18 protein-coding genes are annotated in these 17,529 nt (G+C 63.7%); 8 read left to right on the top strand and 10 right to left on the bottom strand.

Annotation, left to right across the window (positions count from 1 at the left end; translation table 11 throughout):
* From AC01FP_RS07150 to AC01FP_RS07130, 5 genes are all read left to right on the top strand, one after another.
* Positions 1-257, top strand: a 257-nt coding sequence (locus tag AC01FP_RS07150) for a hypothetical protein (protein WP_474479168.1), incomplete at its 5' end; no start/stop codon positions are given.
* Positions 258-344: 87 nt separating this feature from the next.
* A complete protein-coding gene (locus AC01FP_RS07145) occupies positions 345-641 on the top strand; it encodes a hypothetical protein (protein WP_474479166.1) in 297 nt (98 codons plus the stop codon).
* A 27-nt stretch (positions 642-668) separates the two neighbouring features.
* Positions 669-2,201 (top strand): carboxypeptidase M32, encoded by a 1,533-nt coding sequence (locus tag AC01FP_RS07140; RefSeq protein WP_474479165.1) that lies wholly within the window; start codon positions 669-671, stop codon positions 2,199-2,201.
* Positions 2,202-2,231: 30 nt separating this feature from the next.
* Positions 2,232-2,819 carry an inorganic diphosphatase gene (locus AC01FP_RS07135; RefSeq protein WP_474479164.1) on the top strand — a complete coding sequence of 196 codons (588 nt, stop codon included), beginning with the start codon at positions 2,232-2,234 and terminating at the stop codon, positions 2,817-2,819.
* A gap of 14 nt (positions 2,820-2,833) precedes the next feature.
* Positions 2,834-3,367, top strand: a complete 534-nt coding sequence (locus tag AC01FP_RS07130; RefSeq protein ID WP_474479163.1) for a L,D-transpeptidase — start codon at positions 2,834-2,836, stop codon at positions 3,365-3,367.
* A gap of 199 nt (positions 3,368-3,566) precedes the next feature.
* Here AC01FP_RS07130 and AC01FP_RS07125 read toward each other — a convergent pair whose 3' ends face one another.
* The 4 genes from AC01FP_RS07125 to rpoD all read right to left on the bottom strand — a co-directional run bounded on the left by AC01FP_RS07125 (position 3,567) and on the right by rpoD (position 8,286).
* The gene (locus AC01FP_RS07125) at positions 3,567-5,480 is read right to left on the bottom strand and encodes a chloride channel protein (protein WP_474479162.1); all 1,914 of its coding nucleotides are present in this window, start codon (positions 5,478-5,480) and stop codon (positions 3,567-3,569) included.
* 109 nt (positions 5,481-5,589) lie between these two features.
* A complete protein-coding gene (gene hemC, locus AC01FP_RS07120; RefSeq protein WP_474479159.1) occupies positions 5,590-6,540 on the bottom strand; it encodes a hydroxymethylbilane synthase in 951 nt (316 codons plus the stop codon).
* A 25-nt stretch (positions 6,541-6,565) separates the two neighbouring features.
* Positions 6,566-6,964, bottom strand: coding sequence for a DUF1824 family protein (locus AC01FP_RS07115; protein WP_474479157.1), 399 nt, complete (start codon positions 6,962-6,964; stop codon positions 6,566-6,568).
* Positions 6,961-8,286: an RNA polymerase sigma factor RpoD gene (rpoD, locus tag AC01FP_RS07110; RefSeq protein ID WP_474479156.1), complete on the bottom strand. Its 1,326-nt coding sequence runs from the start codon at positions 8,284-8,286 to the stop codon at positions 6,961-6,963. Before rpoD ends, AC01FP_RS07115 begins: the two co-directional genes overlap by 4 nt.
* A 452-nt stretch (positions 8,287-8,738) precedes the next feature.
* Between rpoD and priA the strand changes: the two genes are divergently transcribed.
* Positions 8,739-10,970 carry a replication restart helicase PriA gene (gene priA, locus AC01FP_RS07105; protein ID WP_474479155.1) on the top strand — a complete coding sequence of 744 codons (2,232 nt, stop codon included), beginning with the start codon at positions 8,739-8,741 and terminating at the stop codon, positions 10,968-10,970.
* A 9-nt stretch (positions 10,971-10,979) separates the two neighbouring features.
* On the opposite strand, the gene AC01FP_RS07100 is transcribed toward priA, so the two are convergent.
* Genes AC01FP_RS07100 through AC01FP_RS07090 form a run of 3 tightly spaced genes read right to left on the bottom strand, consistent with a single transcriptional unit; the run spans position 10,980 to position 13,559 of the window.
* Positions 10,980-12,098: a DUF3153 domain-containing protein gene (locus AC01FP_RS07100; protein ID WP_474479154.1), complete on the bottom strand. Its 1,119-nt coding sequence runs from the start codon at positions 12,096-12,098 to the stop codon at positions 10,980-10,982.
* A complete protein-coding gene (gene argB / locus AC01FP_RS07095; RefSeq protein ID WP_474479169.1) occupies positions 12,091-12,969 on the bottom strand; it encodes an acetylglutamate kinase in 879 nt (292 codons plus the stop codon). The genes AC01FP_RS07100 and argB overlap by 8 nt, the downstream gene beginning before the upstream one ends.
* Before the next feature lie 41 nt (positions 12,970-13,010).
* The gene (locus tag AC01FP_RS07090) at positions 13,011-13,559 is read right to left on the bottom strand and encodes a DUF2854 domain-containing protein (RefSeq protein WP_474479152.1); all 549 of its coding nucleotides are present in this window, start codon (positions 13,557-13,559) and stop codon (positions 13,011-13,013) included.
* A 22-nt stretch (positions 13,560-13,581) separates the two neighbouring features.
* On the opposite strand from AC01FP_RS07090, the gene AC01FP_RS07085 reads away from it, so the two are divergent.
* Positions 13,582-13,791 (top strand): hypothetical protein, encoded by a 210-nt coding sequence (locus AC01FP_RS07085; RefSeq protein ID WP_474479150.1) that lies wholly within the window; start codon positions 13,582-13,584, stop codon positions 13,789-13,791.
* 16 nt (positions 13,792-13,807) lie between these two features.
* Here AC01FP_RS07085 and AC01FP_RS07080 read toward each other — a convergent pair whose 3' ends face one another.
* Positions 13,808-14,299 carry a single-stranded DNA-binding protein gene (locus AC01FP_RS07080; protein WP_474479149.1) on the bottom strand — a complete coding sequence of 164 codons (492 nt, stop codon included), beginning with the start codon at positions 14,297-14,299 and terminating at the stop codon, positions 13,808-13,810.
* 31 nt (positions 14,300-14,330) lie between these two features.
* Here AC01FP_RS07080 and AC01FP_RS07075 point away from each other — a divergent pair, with 31 nt between their 5' ends.
* Positions 14,331-15,119, top strand: coding sequence for a precorrin-6A/cobalt-precorrin-6A reductase (locus AC01FP_RS07075; RefSeq protein ID WP_474479148.1), 789 nt, complete (start codon positions 14,331-14,333; stop codon positions 15,117-15,119).
* 6 nt (positions 15,120-15,125) lie between these two features.
* On the opposite strand, the gene AC01FP_RS07070 is transcribed toward AC01FP_RS07075, so the two are convergent.
* Together AC01FP_RS07070 and AC01FP_RS07065 are read right to left on the bottom strand one after the other, a co-directional pair.
* Complete coding sequence (locus AC01FP_RS07070) at positions 15,126-16,124, bottom strand: adenosine kinase (RefSeq protein WP_474479147.1); 999 nt, start codon at positions 16,122-16,124, stop codon at positions 15,126-15,128.
* The gene (locus AC01FP_RS07065; RefSeq protein WP_474479146.1) at positions 16,124-17,443 is read right to left on the bottom strand and encodes an adenylosuccinate synthase; all 1,320 of its coding nucleotides are present in this window, start codon (positions 17,441-17,443) and stop codon (positions 16,124-16,126) included. The genes AC01FP_RS07070 and AC01FP_RS07065 overlap by 1 nt, the downstream gene beginning before the upstream one ends.
* Positions 17,444-17,529: the final 86 nt, after the last annotated feature.

The raw sequence follows: 17,529 nt of genomic DNA, 5'->3' as shown, positions 1-17,529 counted from the left end.
GGGAAACTGGCTTGCAGGAGCTGGCAGAGCGCTGCGCGCAGCTGGAAGAACAGCTGGCTCAGGAGCGCGATCACGGCGCGATGCTGAATCGCTACATCAAGCAAATGGAAAAGGAGCTCGACCACTACTTGGCCGACCACGAGCGGGCGGCAACGCTGGCCGAACGGCTACCACTGTTGCTGCAGCGAGCTCGTCAGCAGCTGGGAACGTGCTCCGCCGCAATTGCTAACGTCAAATTAGATAGCACCCTCAAATGAGATAGCACTCAAATGAGATAGCCAAGTCGGCAAGTTATGCCACTGGCCTGATTCCTGGATCCCCCACCTCAGCTCTGCAGACCGTCGATGTCCTTACCCCATGAACCGGGTGACGCTGAGCTCCAACAACGGTTGGAACAATTGATCGGAGAACAGAGCAATAAGCCAGCGCCAGCCAGCCAACGATCGGCCCGCTGGATCAGGAAATCAGCCAATCCCATCAGCCTGGGTCTGGCTGTGATGCTGGCCCTGATGGTTGGAGTGCAGGTCGGAGGCATGCCCTGGCGGTTTCGCCGCGAAATCTGGCAGCTCCAGGGAGCCGTAGTGGGGGTGGCCTTGGGCGTGCTAATCGGCCGCTTCAGCGCCCGACGACCGGAAGATTAATTGCAGCAAACTTCACCGCTCCAGGCCATGCCACGATTCGCCCAGCTTCACCAGCACTTGCACCACACCCGCCTGCTGGGCTCGATCAGCAGTGCCCTCTACTACGACCAGAACACGGTGATGCCGGCGGCCGGGGCAACCTGGCGCGGCGACCAGCTGGCCCTGCTGGCCGGCCAACTGCACAAGCGCCAGAGCAGCGCCGAATATGCAGATCTGGTGGCCGCTGCCGAGGCCGAGCTCGGCGCCGACAGCCCACCAGAGCGGCGCCGCAACCTGCAACTGCTGCGGCTCGAACTCGAGCGCCAACGCTGCCTCGATCCGGCCCTGGTGTCGACCTTGGCCAAGGCCCAGTCGCGCGGCAATGCCGTGTGGCAGGACGCCCGCGCCCGCAACGACTTTGCGGCCTTTGCCCCGGCCCTGCAGGAGCTGATCGGCCTGCGCCGTCAGCAGGCCAACCAGCTGGCCGCCGCCGAACCAGTGGCCCGCAGCCCCTGGGAGATCCTGGCCCAACCCTTCGAGCCCGATGTGAGCAAGGCGCGACTGGAGCAGCTGTTCGCACCCCTCAAGGCGGAGCTGCCGGCGCTGCTGGAGCAAGTTGCCGCCAGCAGCGCTCCAGAATCTGCCGCCGGGGATCTGCCCGAGGCCGCCCAGGAGCAGCTCTGCGCCGACCTACTCGACGGCTGGGGCTACGAGCCAAGCCGCTGTCAGCGCTCCCGCTCAGCGCACCCCTTCTCCTGCACCGTGGGGCCTCAAGACTTCCGCATCACCACCCGGGTAGTGCCTGGTCAGCCGCTCTCCGCGTTTCTGGCCACCGCGCACGAGTGGGGGCATTCGCTCTATGAGCAGGGCCTGCCCCGCAGCGATGACCATTACTTCCCCTGGCCCCTCGGAGAAGCCACCTCGATGGGGGTGCACGAGTCGCAGTCGCTCTTTTGGGAGTGCCGCGTGGCCCGCAGCCGCGCCTTTGCCGAGCGCTGGCATCCACGCTTCTGTGCCGGCCTGGGCGGCGGGTCGGCCAGCGATCCCTGGAGCGGTGCCTTCGGCTTCTGGCGTGCCCTCAATCCCCTCAAGCCCGGCCTGATCCGGGTGGAAGCCGACGAGCTCAGCTACTGCCTACATATCGTGCTGCGCTTTGAGCTGGAGCTAGCCCTGCTCGAACAGGACATGCCGGTGGCAGAGCTACCCCAGCAGTGGAACCAACGGATGCAGGAGCTGCTGGGAATCCAGCCGCAGACTGACTCTGAGGGGTGCCTGCAAGATATTCATTGGGCAGAAGGTCTGTTTGGCTATTTCCCCAGCTACGCATTGGGCCATCTGATCAGCGCCCAGCTCGCTGAAACCATGGAGCAGGAGCTTGGCGGCTCTGGTGCCATCGCGGCCGCGATCGCTGCTGGTCAGGAGAGCAGCCTGCGGGACTGGCTGGCATCCAGGGTTTATCCCCTAGGCCGCAGTGTCAATGCGGAAGAGCTGGTGGAGCAGGTGAGTGGTCAGAGCCTCAGCTCAGCGGCCTTCCTTCGCTATCTGCGCAACAAGCTGGAGTGCCTGCAGTCCCATCCTTAAGATGGTTCAGAGCTGTTTTGATTCCCGTTCATGGCGAACATCGACCACACCCCGAGCCGCACGATGCTCAACCTGCTGCACGTGCTGCCGGCCTTCGCCGATGAAGCCAAGCTGCGCTTGAACGCGATCGTGGAGCTCAACTCCATGACGATCAACAAATACGAACTGATCACAGAAACCGGCCACCTCAAGCTCGATCGCGTCGGCTATTCGTCGCTGGCCTACCCCTTCGCCTACGGCTGTATCCCCCGCACCTGGGACGAGGACGGCGACCCCCTCGATATCGAAATTGTGGGCGTCACTGAACCTCTAGTGCCCGGCTCCTTAGTGGAGGCCCGCATCATTGGCATCATGACCTTTGATGACGGCGGTGAGGTCGACGACAAGGTGATCGCCGTGTTGGCCGATGACAAGCGTATGGACCACATCACTAGCTTCACCCAGCTTGGTGAGCAGTGGGTCACGGAAACCCAGTACTACTGGGAGCACTACAAAGACCTCAAAAAACCCGGCACCTGCAAGGTCAATGGCTTCTTGGAGCCAGTAGAAGCCGTGCGAATCATCAAGGACTGCGAACGGCGCTATCTCCACATCATCGACACCAAGCTGGTGAACTGAGCGCCCCTATCTCCATGGCTAACTACCTCAAACCCCTCTGGCTTGCCGCAGCAGCCCTGGTGATCGCCCCGGCCTGGACCCCTGTCCAGGCCCAGAGCACCCCTGCTCCCCAGCAAATTCAGCCGGCGGTAGCTGCTCAGACCAACACCCGCGAAATCGTTCTACAGCTGGGCAAGCGCACGATCAGCCTGCGTGAGAACGGCAAGGTGCTGGGCAGCTGGCCCGTGGCAATTGGCGATCCCAGCACCCCCACGCCATTGGGGAAATTCGCCGTGCAGAACAAGGTTGTCAACCCGAAATATCAGAGCACCAAAAGCGGCAAGATCAACTCAACCGTGGGACCGAATGGACCCTTGGGCGATCGCTGGCTTGGTTTCCAACAAAGCGGACTTAACCAGTACGGCATCCATGGCACGCCGGCTGCCTGGGCCTGGACGGTAAGTTCCCGCGCCGCGGTGACCAACGGTTGCGTGCGCATGCTTCACGAGCATGTACGCGCCCTATTTGATCAGGTAGAGGTTGGTACGCCGGTGATCGTGCAGCGCTGAACCCGGCTGAATTATCGGAAAATATTCTGGAGATCACTGGATCATTGGCTGGAAGCTGGGGGTTAAGGCGTACTTTTAAAAGCCTCAACAGAGCCTCCAACCTCTTTCGTCTGAGTTCATGTCATCGGTATCCCACTCCCTATACCCCAGCGAACCCCAAACCAGTACCACCTTGAAGTGGGCCAGCGATGGTGAGCTTTCAGCTCTGGATCTGGAGCGGATCCTGGCCAGGCTGAGTGCTGTGGATCCGGCGGCCCACGCTTTGACGAGCCAAGGCGCGGGCCATGCCATCGCGGCTGGCCAAGCCCCGCAGGGATGTCAAAGGCAGTCCGGGGTTGGGCAAGCCATGGGGCAAGGCAGCAGCAGCACCAGCCGGCACATCAAATACCGGCAGTTGGCGTAAGCCATTCGGCCGCAGCTGGTCTTCCAGTTGGGCGAGCTGGGCAGACAGAGGCAGCCACACAAGGTCACTGCGGCGACAGGCGAGTAAAGACGGCGCCAATACGGCACCGCTGTCGCTTAACTCCCGCTCAGCACTGAGGGCCCGCTGCAGATCCGCCAAGGTGACCAACCCCACCACCCAGGCCCCATCAGCCACCACTAGGCAGTGGCCATGGGATTCCACCAGCTGGAGCAGTGCCTGTTGGGCTGGCAGCTCGGCCGCCAATACCAGGGGCGCCTCAGGCTCAAAGGCCTCAGCCACCGGCAGAGCGGCCAACTGGCGGCGGCGATGCTCCTCCTGGGGATCAGGGCCAAGCAGGCCAGGATCGGCCAGGCCCTGCCAGCGCTCCACTAAGGCAGCACTGAGACCAGCGGCGGCCATCAGCGGCAGCACGATACGGATATCGCGGGTTAGCTCAAACAGCAGCAATAGGGCCGTCAGAGGAGCACGAGCGCTACCTGCCAGCACAGCTGCCATGCCCACCATGGCGTAGGCGGGTGGTTCAGCCACTGGCAGATGCAAGCCACTGTCACCAAGCAGCTGGCCGTAGCAGTTACCGAGCACGGCGCCGAGGAAAAGTGCTGGCGCGAAGCCCCCACCTACAAAGCCAGTGGCATTACTGATACCAGTGGCCAAAAGTTTGACGCCCAGCAAAACCAGCAAGGTGAGCAGGGGCACGCCACCTTCACTGCCCAGCAGCGCCTCAATCGTGTCGTAGCCGACACCCAGCACCTGAGGGAATCCCAGGGCCATCACACCCACACAAGCTCCACCCAAGGCGGTGGGCAGGCCCGGCGGCAACTGACCCAGCCAGGCCTGCAGCCGCTCGCTGCGGCCCACGGCCAACAAGCTCACCAAAGCCCATGACATCAGGCTGGCCACCAGGCCCAACCCCAAATAGAGGGGCAACTCCAGCGGCGAGCGCACCTCGTAGGCGGGCAACCGCAGAATCGGCGTATCACCAAGCAACAGTTGGGTGACCAGTGAGGAAGCCACCGCTGCCACCAGCACCGCCCGCAAGTTGGGACGCCCCTGAACGGCACTAAAACTGCCTTCAATGGCAAAAAACACCCCTGCGATCGGAGCCTTAAAGCCCGCCGCCAGGCCTGCGGCCACACCGGCGGCCACCAGAGCTTTCTGGCTCTGGGGCGATAGCCCGCCCCGCAGGGCCACCCACAGGCCAATGTTTCCGCCACTCTCCACACTGGGCCCCTCCGGCCCGAGTGAGGCCCCACTGCCCAGGCTGAGGGACGCCCCCAGCAAGCGCAGCAAAGGCAGCCGCGGCCGGGCGCTGACTGCGCCATCAGCCATCGCCATCAGGCTGGGTAGGCCTGGGCCCAAATCACCGCCATAGCGGCGCAAAAGCCCAACAGCCCAGCCCCCAAGGGTCGGCACCACAACCACAGGCCAGAGACTGAGCCAGTCGGGCAATGAAGAAACCGGCAGCGGCAGCGGCTCAGGGATTTCCGGGGGCGGCGGCAGGAAGCCAAGGGCTCCGAGGCCCACCTGGAGCAGGGCTCGCAGCGGTGTGCCCGAATCAGGAGCCACCGACATCGGCAGCTCGGGGGGAAGCTCGGGCGGCTGGCTGCGACCAACCGTAAGCAGCCCTTCCACAAACGGCCCAAAAAGACCGTTGTTGATGAAGCCCAGCAATTCGTGGAAGGCCACCACCGCAAGCCCTGTGAGCGTCCCAATCAGGGCGGCCCAGGCCAGGAGGTTCCATTGATATGGAAGGGCTCGAACCTCGGCTTCTGCAGGGCTCGCGGCCGCTGGCGCTAGTTCAGGCTTCGGGCCGGACAGCTGCAAAAATCTCCTCCAGGATTTCGCCTGCACCCTGATCCTTCAACGCATGGGCCAAGGCGATACCGATCGCCTCGGGGTCTGACTGGGGACCGCGAGCCTCGTCGCGAAGTAGGCGTAAGCCATCGATGCTTGCCACCATGCCCGTCAACACAAGATTCTCCCCTTCGAAACAGGTATTGACGCCAATCGGCACCTGGCAGCCCCCTTCCAGCTCGCGCAAAAAGGCCCGCTCAGCCAAGCAGCGACGGGCAGTCGGCAGGTGCTCCAGCACCTTGATCTGGTCCAGCACGGCGGGATCTCCCTCACGACATTCGATACCGAGAGCACCCTGGCCAACGGCGTGGAGGGAAATGGAGGGATCGATAAGTTCATGGATGCGATCCCCCAGGCCCAAGCGTCCCAGACCAGCAGCCGCCAGGATCAGGCAGTCGTACTCACCCGAATCAAGCTTCTCCAAGCGAGTAATCACGTTGCCGCGCACATCCTTGAAGCTGAGGTGGGGGAAATGGTGGCGCAATTGGGCCAATCGCCGCAGGGAGCTCGTACCCACCACGGCACCGGCGGGCAGGGTTGCCAAACTCTTATCCCGGTGCTGCTCATGCACCACCAAGGCATCGGCAGGATCTTCCCGCTCGGTGATGCACCCCAGCATCAGCCCCTCGGGCAGGTTGGTGGGCAGGTCCTTGAGGCTGTGGACGGCAATGTCGGCCTGGCCGACGAGCATTTGAACCTCTAATTCCTTAGTAAACAGACCTTTATCTCCGATCTTGGCAAGCGCCACATCGAGGATCTTGTCGCCCTGGGTGGCCATAGCTTCGATCGTGATCTCCAGGCCGTTGTGGGCCTTAGCCAGCTCATCGCGGACCCAATTGGTTTGCACCATGGCCAGCTGGCTGCGGCGGGAAGCAATGCGCAGGGGGTTGGCCATCAGGGGCAGATCACAGCCTTTCAGATTAAGGGCCGAAGAAATCAAGGGGCAACGGTCCCCAGGTGTCCTCCGCAGCGGTATCGGCCGAATTGTGACCGCTGATCAACAGGCCCTCTCCCAAACCGGTTTCGCGGCGCACCAGAAAACGACCGCTGTTCTGGTTGGCCTTGAGAAAGACCGGGCCCTCGATCGCATCGAGGGCTTCGCCTGCGGGGTCTAGCTCCAGGGCCTCCCAGCCCAAGGCCGTTTCCAGCTGGCGCAGGCAGGCCAGCGCCGCCTGCGCCGAAGGAGCCATTACCCCCATCGTGAACCAGTCGCACGCCGCCAACCGCGCCTTCAGCTCGACTCGCAGGCTCTGGCGCTGCTGGGCAGTCAGGTCGGGGGCGCTGCGCAGGGGTCGAAGGGACGCCAGGCCTTGACTCACTTGATGTACTCCTTCAACACGCCGTTGCGGTTGGGATGGCGCAGCTTGCGGAGGGCTTTTGCCTCGATCTGACGAATCCGCTCCCGAGTCACATCAAAGATCTGGCCGATTTCTTCGAGGGTCTTCATGCGGCCGTCGTCAAGGCCGTAGCGCAACCTCAGCACGTCGCGCTCCCGGGGACTGAGGGTGGCCAGCACCCCTTCCAGGTCTTCGCGCAGCAGGTTCTTAGCCACATCCTGCTCAGGATTTTCGATGTCGGCCTCGATGAAGTCGCCGAGGCGTGAATCCTCCTCCTTGCCTATCGGGGTTTCCAGGGAGATCGGCAGCTGGGCGCTCTTGGCGATGAAGCGCAGCTTCTCGATGGTCATCTCCATCGACTCGGCTATCTCTTCCTCGGTGGGCTTGCGGCCAAATTCCTGGGAGAGGGTTTTGGTTGTCTTTTTGATCCGAGAGATGGTTTCGTAGAGGTGCACCGGCAGGCGGATGGTGCGCGACTGATCTGCTATGGCGCGGGTGATCGCCTGACGAATCCACCAGGTGGCATAGGTGGAAAACTTGTAGCCCTTTTCGTGGTCGAACTTCTCAGCGGCACGAATCAGACCCAAGGAGCCTTCCTGAATCAGGTCTTGGAAGCTCAAGCCACGATTCATGTACTTCTTGGCGATCGAAACCACCAGACGCAGGTTTGACTGCACCATCTTTTCCTTGGCACGGCGGCCGAGCATTAGGCGCCGACGGAACTTGATGGAAGGCATTTCCACCAAGGCCGCCCATTCCTTGTTGTCGGGCTGGCGGCCGTGGTCAGACTCAAACTGAGCTGCTATCTCCTCGAGCTGGAGCAGATCGGCGATCTTGCGAGCTAGCTCGATCTCCTCATCAGGCCGCAGCAGACGGATACGGCCGATCTCCTGGAGATAAACCCGGATCGAGTCTTCGGTGTAAACACCCTTAGGGCCAATCTTGATACTGGCAAGAGCCTTTGCCGCCTTTTCATCCTTCTCGTCAGTGCTGCCGGATGGGCCGAGATCGTCGCCATCGTCTAGCCCGGTGGTATCGAGGGGAGGCTCCGCATTGGCCTTGGCCGCTGGAGCTTTAGGTGCTGAGGATTTGGATGCAGCCGGCTTTGCTTTGGGAGCAGCCTTTGCTTTGGGAACAGCCTTTGCTTTGGGAGCAGCTTTTGCTTTTGGCGCAGCCTTTGCCTTTGCTGCAGCCCCTGCCTTGGGAGCAGCCTTTTTCTGTTTGACGTGCACCTCTTCACCGGCCACTGTGGCCACCATCAAGATTTCCGGGGTTGCTTTCGGCTGGGCAGCAGCAGAGCTCATAGGTAACGAAAACGAAACAACAAAACAGTTGGTCGGAAACACATCACCTAAATCACCGTCAGGTAACTCCTGCCAACAACGGGCAAAAATTCAATTCAGCAGCGACGGGTTCAGCCGTAGGAGCTGGGCTAGACGACGAAAGCGGGAAGGAAACCTCTGAAAAAGTGGAAGCCGGGAGCGAGAGACGACGACAGGGTCGGCCACGTTTCACGACTGGAGCGACCCGGCGAAATGCAAAGGGTCTAGTGGCCGAAGCCTGGGCAGGTGGCCGAAGCCTGGGTCTAGTGGCCGAAGCCTGGGCAGAGCTGTCAGGGGTGGTCGCAGACCGGGAGGCCGAATGGTGGGAGGCTGGCTCCCGGGGTCTCGCTTCAGGTCTTCCCGCTGGACGGAATTCTGTTCGGTTCCGACGGCAGCCCTAAGACTGCCCAACATTCACATCCTAAGAATGGGATGTGACCTTTGCAAGCTTGCCGATCCCCTGGCTGCAGATCTGGCTTGAAGCCGGCCGAGAAGGCCAGGTCTTCACCTACGCCAACTCCCCGACAACCCCAGCCGGTATCGGCGATCTGGTGCGGGTCAAGCTGCAGGGTCGCCCGCACACCGGCCTAGTGGTGGACTGGCTTGATCAGCTGCCGGCAAGTCTCAGCGGTAAGACAATCCAACCAATTCTGGAAGTCTGGCAGCGGGCTGCCGTCGATCCCGATTGGCAGAAACTCATGGAAAGAGTGGCAGCGGAATGCCACACGAGTCTTTTTAAAACTTTGAAAAGCGCCCTGCCACCAGGTTGGCTGGGCCAGCGCAGCCAGGGGCCCAGTCGACCCAGTCGAGCGATCTGGCTAGTGGAGCGCTCAGCTGCGGCAATCCCCAGCCAGCCTCTCACCGAGCGGCAGCAACAATTGCTGGAGCACCTTGAGCGCCACAACGGGCCCATGCCCCTGCGTGAGCTTTGTGGTGAGGGTGGCTTCAGCCGGGCCGTGCTCAAGGGGCTGGAAGCTCGCGGTTTAGTGCGGCGCCTTCAGGCTCCCCCCGATAGCAGGGGAGCTGGTCTCGCCCCAGCCCACTGGCCTGCCCTCACAGAAGCTCAGGCCGCTGCGCTGCAGGCCCTGGCCGGGGCCCAGCCGGGCGAGGAATTTTTGCTCTGGGGGGTCACAGGCGCTGGCAAGACCGAGGTTTATTTGCAGGCGGCCGCCCGCGCTCTTGAAGCGGGGCAGGGCGCCCTGTTGCTCACCCCAGAAATTGGCCTGATTCCCCAGTTGCTCGACCGGGCCCGCAATCGTTTCGGCTGCCGGGTGGTGGAGTTCCACAGCGGCATCTCTGACGGAGCCCGGGTGGCGGCCTGGCGCCGCTGCCTAGCAGCTGAAGCGGTGGTGGTGGTGGGCACTCGCTCGGCGATCTTTCTGCCCATGGCCAATTTGGGCCTGATCGTGCTGGATGAAGAGCACGACAGCTCCTACAAACAGGACAGCCCGATGCCCTGCTACCACGCCCGCGAGGTGGCCCGGCTGCGGGCCCGCTCCAGCGGCGCCCTGCTGTTGCTCGGCAGTGCCACGCCCTCCTTGGAGAGCTGGTTGAGTTGTCAGGCTCCCCAGCCAACCACCCGCCTATTGCGGCTACCGGAGCGGATCGGTTCGCGGCCCCTGCCTGCCGTCCGGGTGATCGACATGCGCCACGAGCTCGCGGACGGCCACCGCCGCTTGATCAGCCGGGCCCTGATGGGGCGGCTGGAGCAGCTGCAGGAGAGGGGCGAACAGGCAGTGGTGCTGGTGCCCCGCCGGGGCTACCGAGCATTCCTGAGCTGTCGCAGCTGCGGCGAAGCGGTGCTCTGCCCCCACTGCGACGTGGCCCTCACCGTGCACCGCTCCAAAGGGGGCCAGGAATGGCTGCGCTGCCACTGGTGCGACCACCGCGCCGAGCTGGGCAATCGCTGCGGCCACTGCGGCTCCACGGCCTTCAAACCCTTCGGCGCAGGCACCCAGCGGGTGATGGAGCAGCTGGCAACCGAGCTTGAAGGGTTGCGCCTGCTGCGTTTTGACCGTGACACCACCCGGGGCCGCGACGGCCACCGCCGCCTGCTCGATCGCTTCGCCCAAGGGGAAGCCGACGTGTTGGTAGGAACCCAGATGCTGGCCAAGGGCATGGACCTACCCCGGGTCACGCTCGCTGCGGTATTGGCGGCAGACGGGCTTTTGCATCGCCCCGATCTGCGCTCCTCCGAGCAGTGCCTGCAGTTGCTGCTGCAGTTGGCGGGCCGGGCGGGCCGCGGCGAGAAACCAGGCGAGGTGCTGGTGCAGACCTACAGCCCCGACCACCCGGTGATTCGCCACCTGGTGGATGGGCGCTACGAGTTGTTTTTGGCCGAGGAGAGCCAGATGCGCCGCCAGGGTGGCCTGGTGCCCTTCAGCCGAGCCTGCCTGCTGCGACTGAGCGGACCCAGTGCCAGCGGCACGGCAACTGCCGCTGCGGCCTTGGCCGAGAGAATCCGCAGTCAGGTGGAGGCAGCCGGATGGCTGTTGATCGGTCCGGCCCCGGCCCCGGTTGCCCGGGTAGCGGGCAAGAGTCGCTGGCAGCTTCTGCTGCATGGTCCCGCCGGTCAGCCCCTGCCCTTGCCGACTGAAAGCCTGCTGCGGGAGGCGCTGCCTGCGGGGGTGGGTCTGGCGATCGACCCCGACCCCCTCAGCCTGTGAGCACCGCTCTCAAGCCGGTAGTTCCGGCAGGCCGAAGCCGAGCAGACGCCGCAGCCGCTCCAGGGCCAGCACCAGCCCCAGGGCCATGGCGATCAGCACGCCCCCCAGTCCGAGGCCACTCCAGCGCCAGCAGCTGAGTCGCAGGCTGTTGAGGGCACCGAAGCGCAGGGGCCAGTGCAAGGCGCGGCGGCCGGGAATCGCTGCAGCTGGCTCTGGGCTGGCCAGCTGGATGGCCGCGGTGGCGACGGGAGCAAGATCGATGGCAGCGCTGAAGCCCGGCAAGGCGGCAAGCTCGCGTAGATCAACCGCCAGCACAAGGGTTTGGCGCACACCCACCAGCCAATTGCGCTCCTGCAGTTGGAAGTCTGGTTGCGGCAGCGCAACACCTGCCAGATCGGCGGCCGCGCGGAGGTTGGCTGCCAGCAAAGCCAGGGCCTGAGGGGCTGCCAGCACCGGGCTCTCCAGTCGTTGGCGGAAGCCGCCGGCCCCCGCAGCTAGCTGGGGCTTCCCGGCCAGTTGCAACCCCTGGCTCTGCAGGGTGCGGCCAAACTGACGGGCCCAGGGTTCCGGCTGGGAGCCAGGGCTGGATAGGTAATGGGCGATCTGCAGCCGGCCAGGTCCCTTGAATGTCAACTCGCTGCGCACCTCGGTGCAACCCCCAAGCAGGACCGTGAGCAGAAGCAGCAACACCGCCAATACCGCAAACCCCACTGGTGCCCTGGTTGGCCCTACCGGCGGCGGCGGGGGCGGGGGCGGTTTATTGGATCGGCGTCCGCGGGCGAGCTGCTGCATCTGGCCGCCCATGCCCTCGGCCGAGCCGAGATCGGGCAGGGTGATCGACCAGTCGCGAGGGCGCTCTAGGGCGGGAGCTTCCAGCACGCTGAGCAGGTCCATGGCCTGGGCCCGCAGGCTGACATCCAGGCAGCGCTTGATCCGCCGGCAACACACCATCGCCCGGGCGTTGTCACCAAGGCCCATCCAAGCGGTGGCGAGCAGCAACTGGATCTCGGCACCGGTGGCGGTTGCCGCAGGGTGTTCCTGGGCGAGGGGCTCCAACAGGCGCACAACTTGGCCGTAATCGCCGCGATCCAGGGCGGCCTGGGCTCCAGCCAGCTGGTCATCAGCCATGGCGGGCGCGTTGGCTCCCCACCACCATGGTGCCGATGCCCGCATCGGTAAAAACTTCCAGCAGTAGGGCGTGGGGCACCCGGCCATCGACGATGTGGGCCGCCGCCACCCCCTGGGCCAGGGCCCGGATGCAGCACTCGGTCTTAGGGGTCATGCCGCCTTCCACCACGCCATCTTCGATCAATTGGCGTGCATCCGCCAGGGTCAGCTGACGAATTAGGGAGGCAGGATTGTGGCGGTTCTGCAAAATCCCTGCCGTGTCGGTGAGCAGGATTAGCTTCTCGGCCTGGATCGCCGCGGCCAATTCGCCGGCCACCGTGTCGGCGTTGATGTTGTGGGCCTGCCCCTCCCAGTCGGCCGCCACGCTCGAGATCACTGGGATGTAGCCGGCATCAAGCAGAGGGAAGAGCACTGCCGGATCTACTTCCGCCACCTCCCCTACCAGCCCATTAGCTCCATTGGCATAGGTGCGGGCCCGCACTAGGGAGCCATCGCTGCCACAGAGGCCCACCGCCCGGCCACCCACCCGGTTGAGGCCGTTGACGATTTGCTTGTTGACCCGGCCCACCAGCACCATCTCCACCACGTCCATGGTTTCAGGAGTGGTGACCCGCAAACCATTACGGAATTCGGGCTCGATCTGAAGGCGATTAAGCCAGTCGTTGATTTCCGGGCCGCCGCCATGAACCACCACCGGTTGCACGCCCACGGAGGCCAGCAGCACCAGATCGCGGTAGACGGCATCGCGCAGCTCCGCCTGCACCATCGCCGCACCGCCGTACTTGACCACCACCCTGCGGCCCGCGAAGCGCTGGATGTAAGGGAGGGCCTCACTGAGGACCGACACCCTCAGGGTGTCCTGGCTGCTGATCAAGGTTTCGCTTCTCGATGGGGCAGATAACTGGATTGGTCTTAGCTAGCGCTGGGCTCGGGCACCAGAGCGAGGCTGAATTCATTGCGGCGCTCGGGCTTGATGTCGGCACTCAAACCGGGGCCGAAGAAGCGGCCCAGCCGATCAGATCGGGCCTGCCAGCGCTCCAGGGGCACCCCTTCGCAGCGAAAGCGCAGGCGCAAGCCGTAGCGCCCATCGCAGTCGAGCTCCTCAACACTGAGCAATTGGGGTGGGGCGTCCTCATCCCAGAGCTTGAGCACCTCCAGGGAGCTCTCGAGATGGGCTTTTTGGCCGTAGCGCCAGCGGTCTACATCGGCCAGCAGCTTGCGCAGGGGCTCGCTCTCTGGGAGATCACGCAGTTGCTTGAAGCGGGCGGCTGGAGTGAGTCGCTTAGGCGGTGGCAGCTCAGAGGATTTCAAGGCCAAACCACCCAACAGGATTGGAATGCCGTAAAAAATCGTGGGCAGGCTGAGATTGGGAATATCGGTGGCGTAGGCGATCGTGCCGATCACCGTGAGCACAGCCCCCGCGATGGTCACGAGGCTGCCGGGTGAGAGAAGTGCTTGCATACAGCCATCTTCCTGTATGTCCATGGCGGATGCGCCCATCAATCGGCCAGGCGAACCCAGCACCGCCGAATTGATCACCAGCCTCAAGGCCGACCGGCTCTGGCTGCTGCGCCAGATTGATGCAGGTCGTTGGCCCCAATGGCGCCTAGACCTGGCGGCTTTGGAGCGGGAGCTGGGCCAACTGCTCGATCAAGTGAGCGAAGCAGATTCCAGTTCCGACACCTCTCCATAAACGGGCTCGACCCAAATCAAAAGGGGATGTCGTCGTCGTCGGGAAGATCCGGCACTAGGGGAGAGGTATTCCAGGTGGGGGGCCGGGAGGGTGCCTGCGCATTGGGAGCCGGCGGCGCAGCTGAGGCTGCTGCCCGGGGCTGGCTCCTAGTTGGTGCTGGGGCGCTGCCGGCAGCTGGATTGGCAGCTGGACTGCTAGTGGCGCCAGGACCCATGCCGTGCAGCCGGGCCAGGGTGAATTCAGCGCGCTTTTCCTTAACGCCGTCCTGACGGGTCACCGTGGTCATGCGCAGCCTTCCCTCGAGCATCAGCCGCTGGCCAACCTGCACCCGGTTCTGGAGCTCCTGGGCCAAATTGCCCCAGCCGACCACCTTCAATTGACCCGGGGGATCATCGGGGCGCAGCCCATCTATCTGGACCGCCATCTCCGCTACCGGCGTCTGATTGTCTTGGGTGTATCGCACCTGAGGCGCTTCCAGCACCTCAACCTCGAGCAGACAGTGATTCACTCGCCGGCAACCATTGGTGGATTCCATCCTGATGCACCGACCTGACATGCACCAGGTTTCGCCCCGGCTGTGGCTGATTGGCGGCACCGGCGAGGGTCCCGTTTTGGCGGAGCGGCTGCTGCAGCGCGGCTGGCAGCTCACCGTGAGCCTTGTTGGTGCAGCAGCGGCGCTGGCCTATCGCCCCCATCCGGAGCTAACCCTGCGCGTCGGGGCCATCGATGGAGAGCAGGGGGTTGGGGCAGAACTGGCCGCCGCCGAGGCCATAGGCAGGCCCTATGCGGTGGTGGTGGATGCCAGCCATCCCTTTGCCTGTTTGGTGAGTCGCCAGCTCGCCGCCGCGTGCAAGCAGCGCGGCCAGCGGCTGCTACGGCTGCTACGCCCACCCTTGCCTGGGGAGGCAAAAATCCTGCCTGGTTTGGAGGATTTGCGCAGCCATTCGCTGCAGGGCCACTGCCTGCTGCTGGCAATCGGTGCCCGCCAATTGAGCCTGGCGCTGGCCTGCAGCCCCGGCGCCACGCACTTTGCTCGGGTGCTGCCAAGCCCCAGCTCCCTCCAGCAGGCCATGGCTGCTGGCTTGGCGGCCGATCAGGTCGCTTGCCTCAGGCCAGGCTCCGGGCTCGAGGTGGAGCGGGCTCTGATGCGCCGCTGGCGCATCACCACGGTGTTGGCACGCCAGTCGGGCGGGGCTACTGAACAGCTCTGGCAGCAACTCTGTGCCAGCCCAGGGCGCCAGCTATTGCTGATCGGCCGGCCAGCTGAGCCGGCCGGCGTGGTAGCCCTAAACCAGGCCGATTTGCTGGAGGCTTTGGTGCTGCCGTAGTGAGCCTTAGCCCAGGTGCTGGGCCACGAGCTGCTTGAGTGAACCCTGGGGCCGCGGGCCCAGCTGGGTCACGACCTGACCGGCACAAAGGGAGCCCAGTCGTCCGCAGGCCTCAACGTCCTGGCCCTGGGTGTAGGCATGCAGGAAGCCAGCGGCGTAGAGATCACCCGCCCCGGTTGTGTCCAGCAGGGGGCCAAGCTGGAAGGGGGCAACGCTGTGGGTGCCGGCGCCATTGAGAACTACCGATCCCAGCTCACTGCGGGTGAGAGCCGCCAACTTGCAGCGGCCCCGCACCTGGTCGGCGGCCTCTTCAAAACTATTGGCCTTGTAGAGAGCCGTGATCTCCATCTCGTTGGCAAACAGGATGTCGACGTGGCCATCTACCAGCTCCTGGAAGCTTTCGCGGTGACGCTCAACGCAAAAAGCATCTGACAGGCTCAAAGCAACCTCGCCGCCATGGGCGCGGGCCACCTCGGCAGCAGCGATGAAGGCCGCCTTGGCCTCGTCGCTGTCCCAGAGGTAACCCTCTAGGTAGAGCACCTTGGCTTGGGCAACCATCTCGAGGTCTAGGTCGGCTGGATCCAGCCCTACCGAAGCACCCAGGTAGGTGCACATGGTGCGCTGGGCGTCAGGGGTTACCAAGATCAGGCAACGGGCCGTGGAGGGCCCCTCCGTGGCAGCAGGAGTGTCAAAGCGAGCGCCAACTGAACGGATGTCGTGGGCAAAGATTCCCCCTAGTTGGTCGTTGCGCACCCTGCCGATAAATCCCGCCCGGCCGCCCAGCTGGGCCACACCGGCCAGGGTGTTGGCAGCGGAGCCGCCGGAGGTTTCCAGCCCTGGACCAACGCTGGCGTAGAGGTGGTCGGATTGGGTCTCATCCACCAAGGCCATGGTGCCCTTGGTGAGTTCGAAGTTGTCGAGCAGGTCGTCGTCGGCCTGCACCAACACGTCAACGATGGCGTTGCCAATGCCGACGACGTCGTAGTTCTTGTTCATCAGGTCCATTAGGTGCTGAGCAGGGCCCGCTTGGGACCATGAATGGGATCTTCCACCACGATCGTCTGATCGCGGTTTGCGCCTAAGGAAACAATGGCAATCGGCACTTCCATCAAGTCGGCAAGGAAACGCAGATAGCTCATCGCTGTGGCTGGTAATTCCTCAAGTCTGCGGCAGTCAGCAGTGGAGGTTTGCCAGCCAGGCAGGGTTTCATAGATCGGCTGGCAGCGAGCGAAATCCTCCGAGCTACTCGGGAAATACTCGATTCGCTCACCATCTAGTTCGTAGGCAACACACACCTGAATCTCATCGAGCTCATCGAGCACATCGAGCTTGGTGATGGCCAGACAATCGAGGCCATTGACCTCAACCGCATAGCGACCGATCACCCCATCAAACCAACCGCAACGGCGGCGGCGCCCCGTAGTGGTGCCAAACTCACCGCCCCGATCACAGAGGTGGTCGTTGAGGCTGCCCTGGAGTTCGGTGGGGAAGGGGCCCTCTCCTACTCGAGTGGTGTACGCCTTGGCTACACCGATCACTCGATCGATCAAGGTGGGTCCCACCCCAGCTCCGATGCAGGCGCCGCCACTCACCGGGTTTGAAGATGTGACATAGGGATAGGTGCCGTGATCGAGATCTAGCAAGGTGCCCTGGGCACCCTCAAACAGGATGTTTTGGCGAGCCCGCGCAGCGGTGTGAATGGTGCGGGTGCAATCGACCACATGGGGCGCTAGCCGCTTGCCGTAGCCGACGTATTCGGCCACCACTTCTTCAAAATCCAGGGGCTCCAAGCCGTAGAGCTTCACCAGGATTTCGTTCTTCTCGGCAAGGGGGCCGGCGAGGCGATCCCGCAGACGATCCGCATCGAGGATGTCCAGGATGCGGATGCCATTGCGCTCGGATTTGTCTGCGTAGGTGGGACCAATACCTCGGCCAGTGGTGCCGATGCGGCGATCGCCGCGGCGCTGCTCCATCGCCTGATCCAGCAGGCGGTGGTAGGGCATGGTGACGTGGGCCGTAGAAGCCAGCTTCAAGCCGCTGATGTCGATGCCGAAGGTGGCGAGCATGTCGAGCTCACCAAGCATCACCTTGGGATCCACCACGGTGCCGGAGCCGATCAGGCAAATCGTGTCGGGATAAAGGATGCCGGAGGGGATCAGGTGCAGTTTGAGCACCTTGTCGTCCACAACGATGGTGTGGCCGGCGTTTACCCCGCCCTGATAACGCACGACAACGTCGGCAGAGCGGCTGAGAAGATCCGTGATCTTGCCCTTCCCCTCGTCACCCCACTGCGCACCGATGACGACAACGTTGGCCAAGGACACAGCGGCCTGAAGCCGCTTCTGAGCACAATGCCAGAGCTTCTCAGATCGGGGGGGTGTTCGTCAAAGATGGCGGCCCAGGAGCAGGG

Source organism: Cyanobium sp. NIVA-CYA 375 (genome assembly GCF_056108345.1).
The sequence above is the reverse complement of the archived record's forward strand: the minus strand, read 5'-3'. Positions and strand labels throughout refer to the sequence as shown.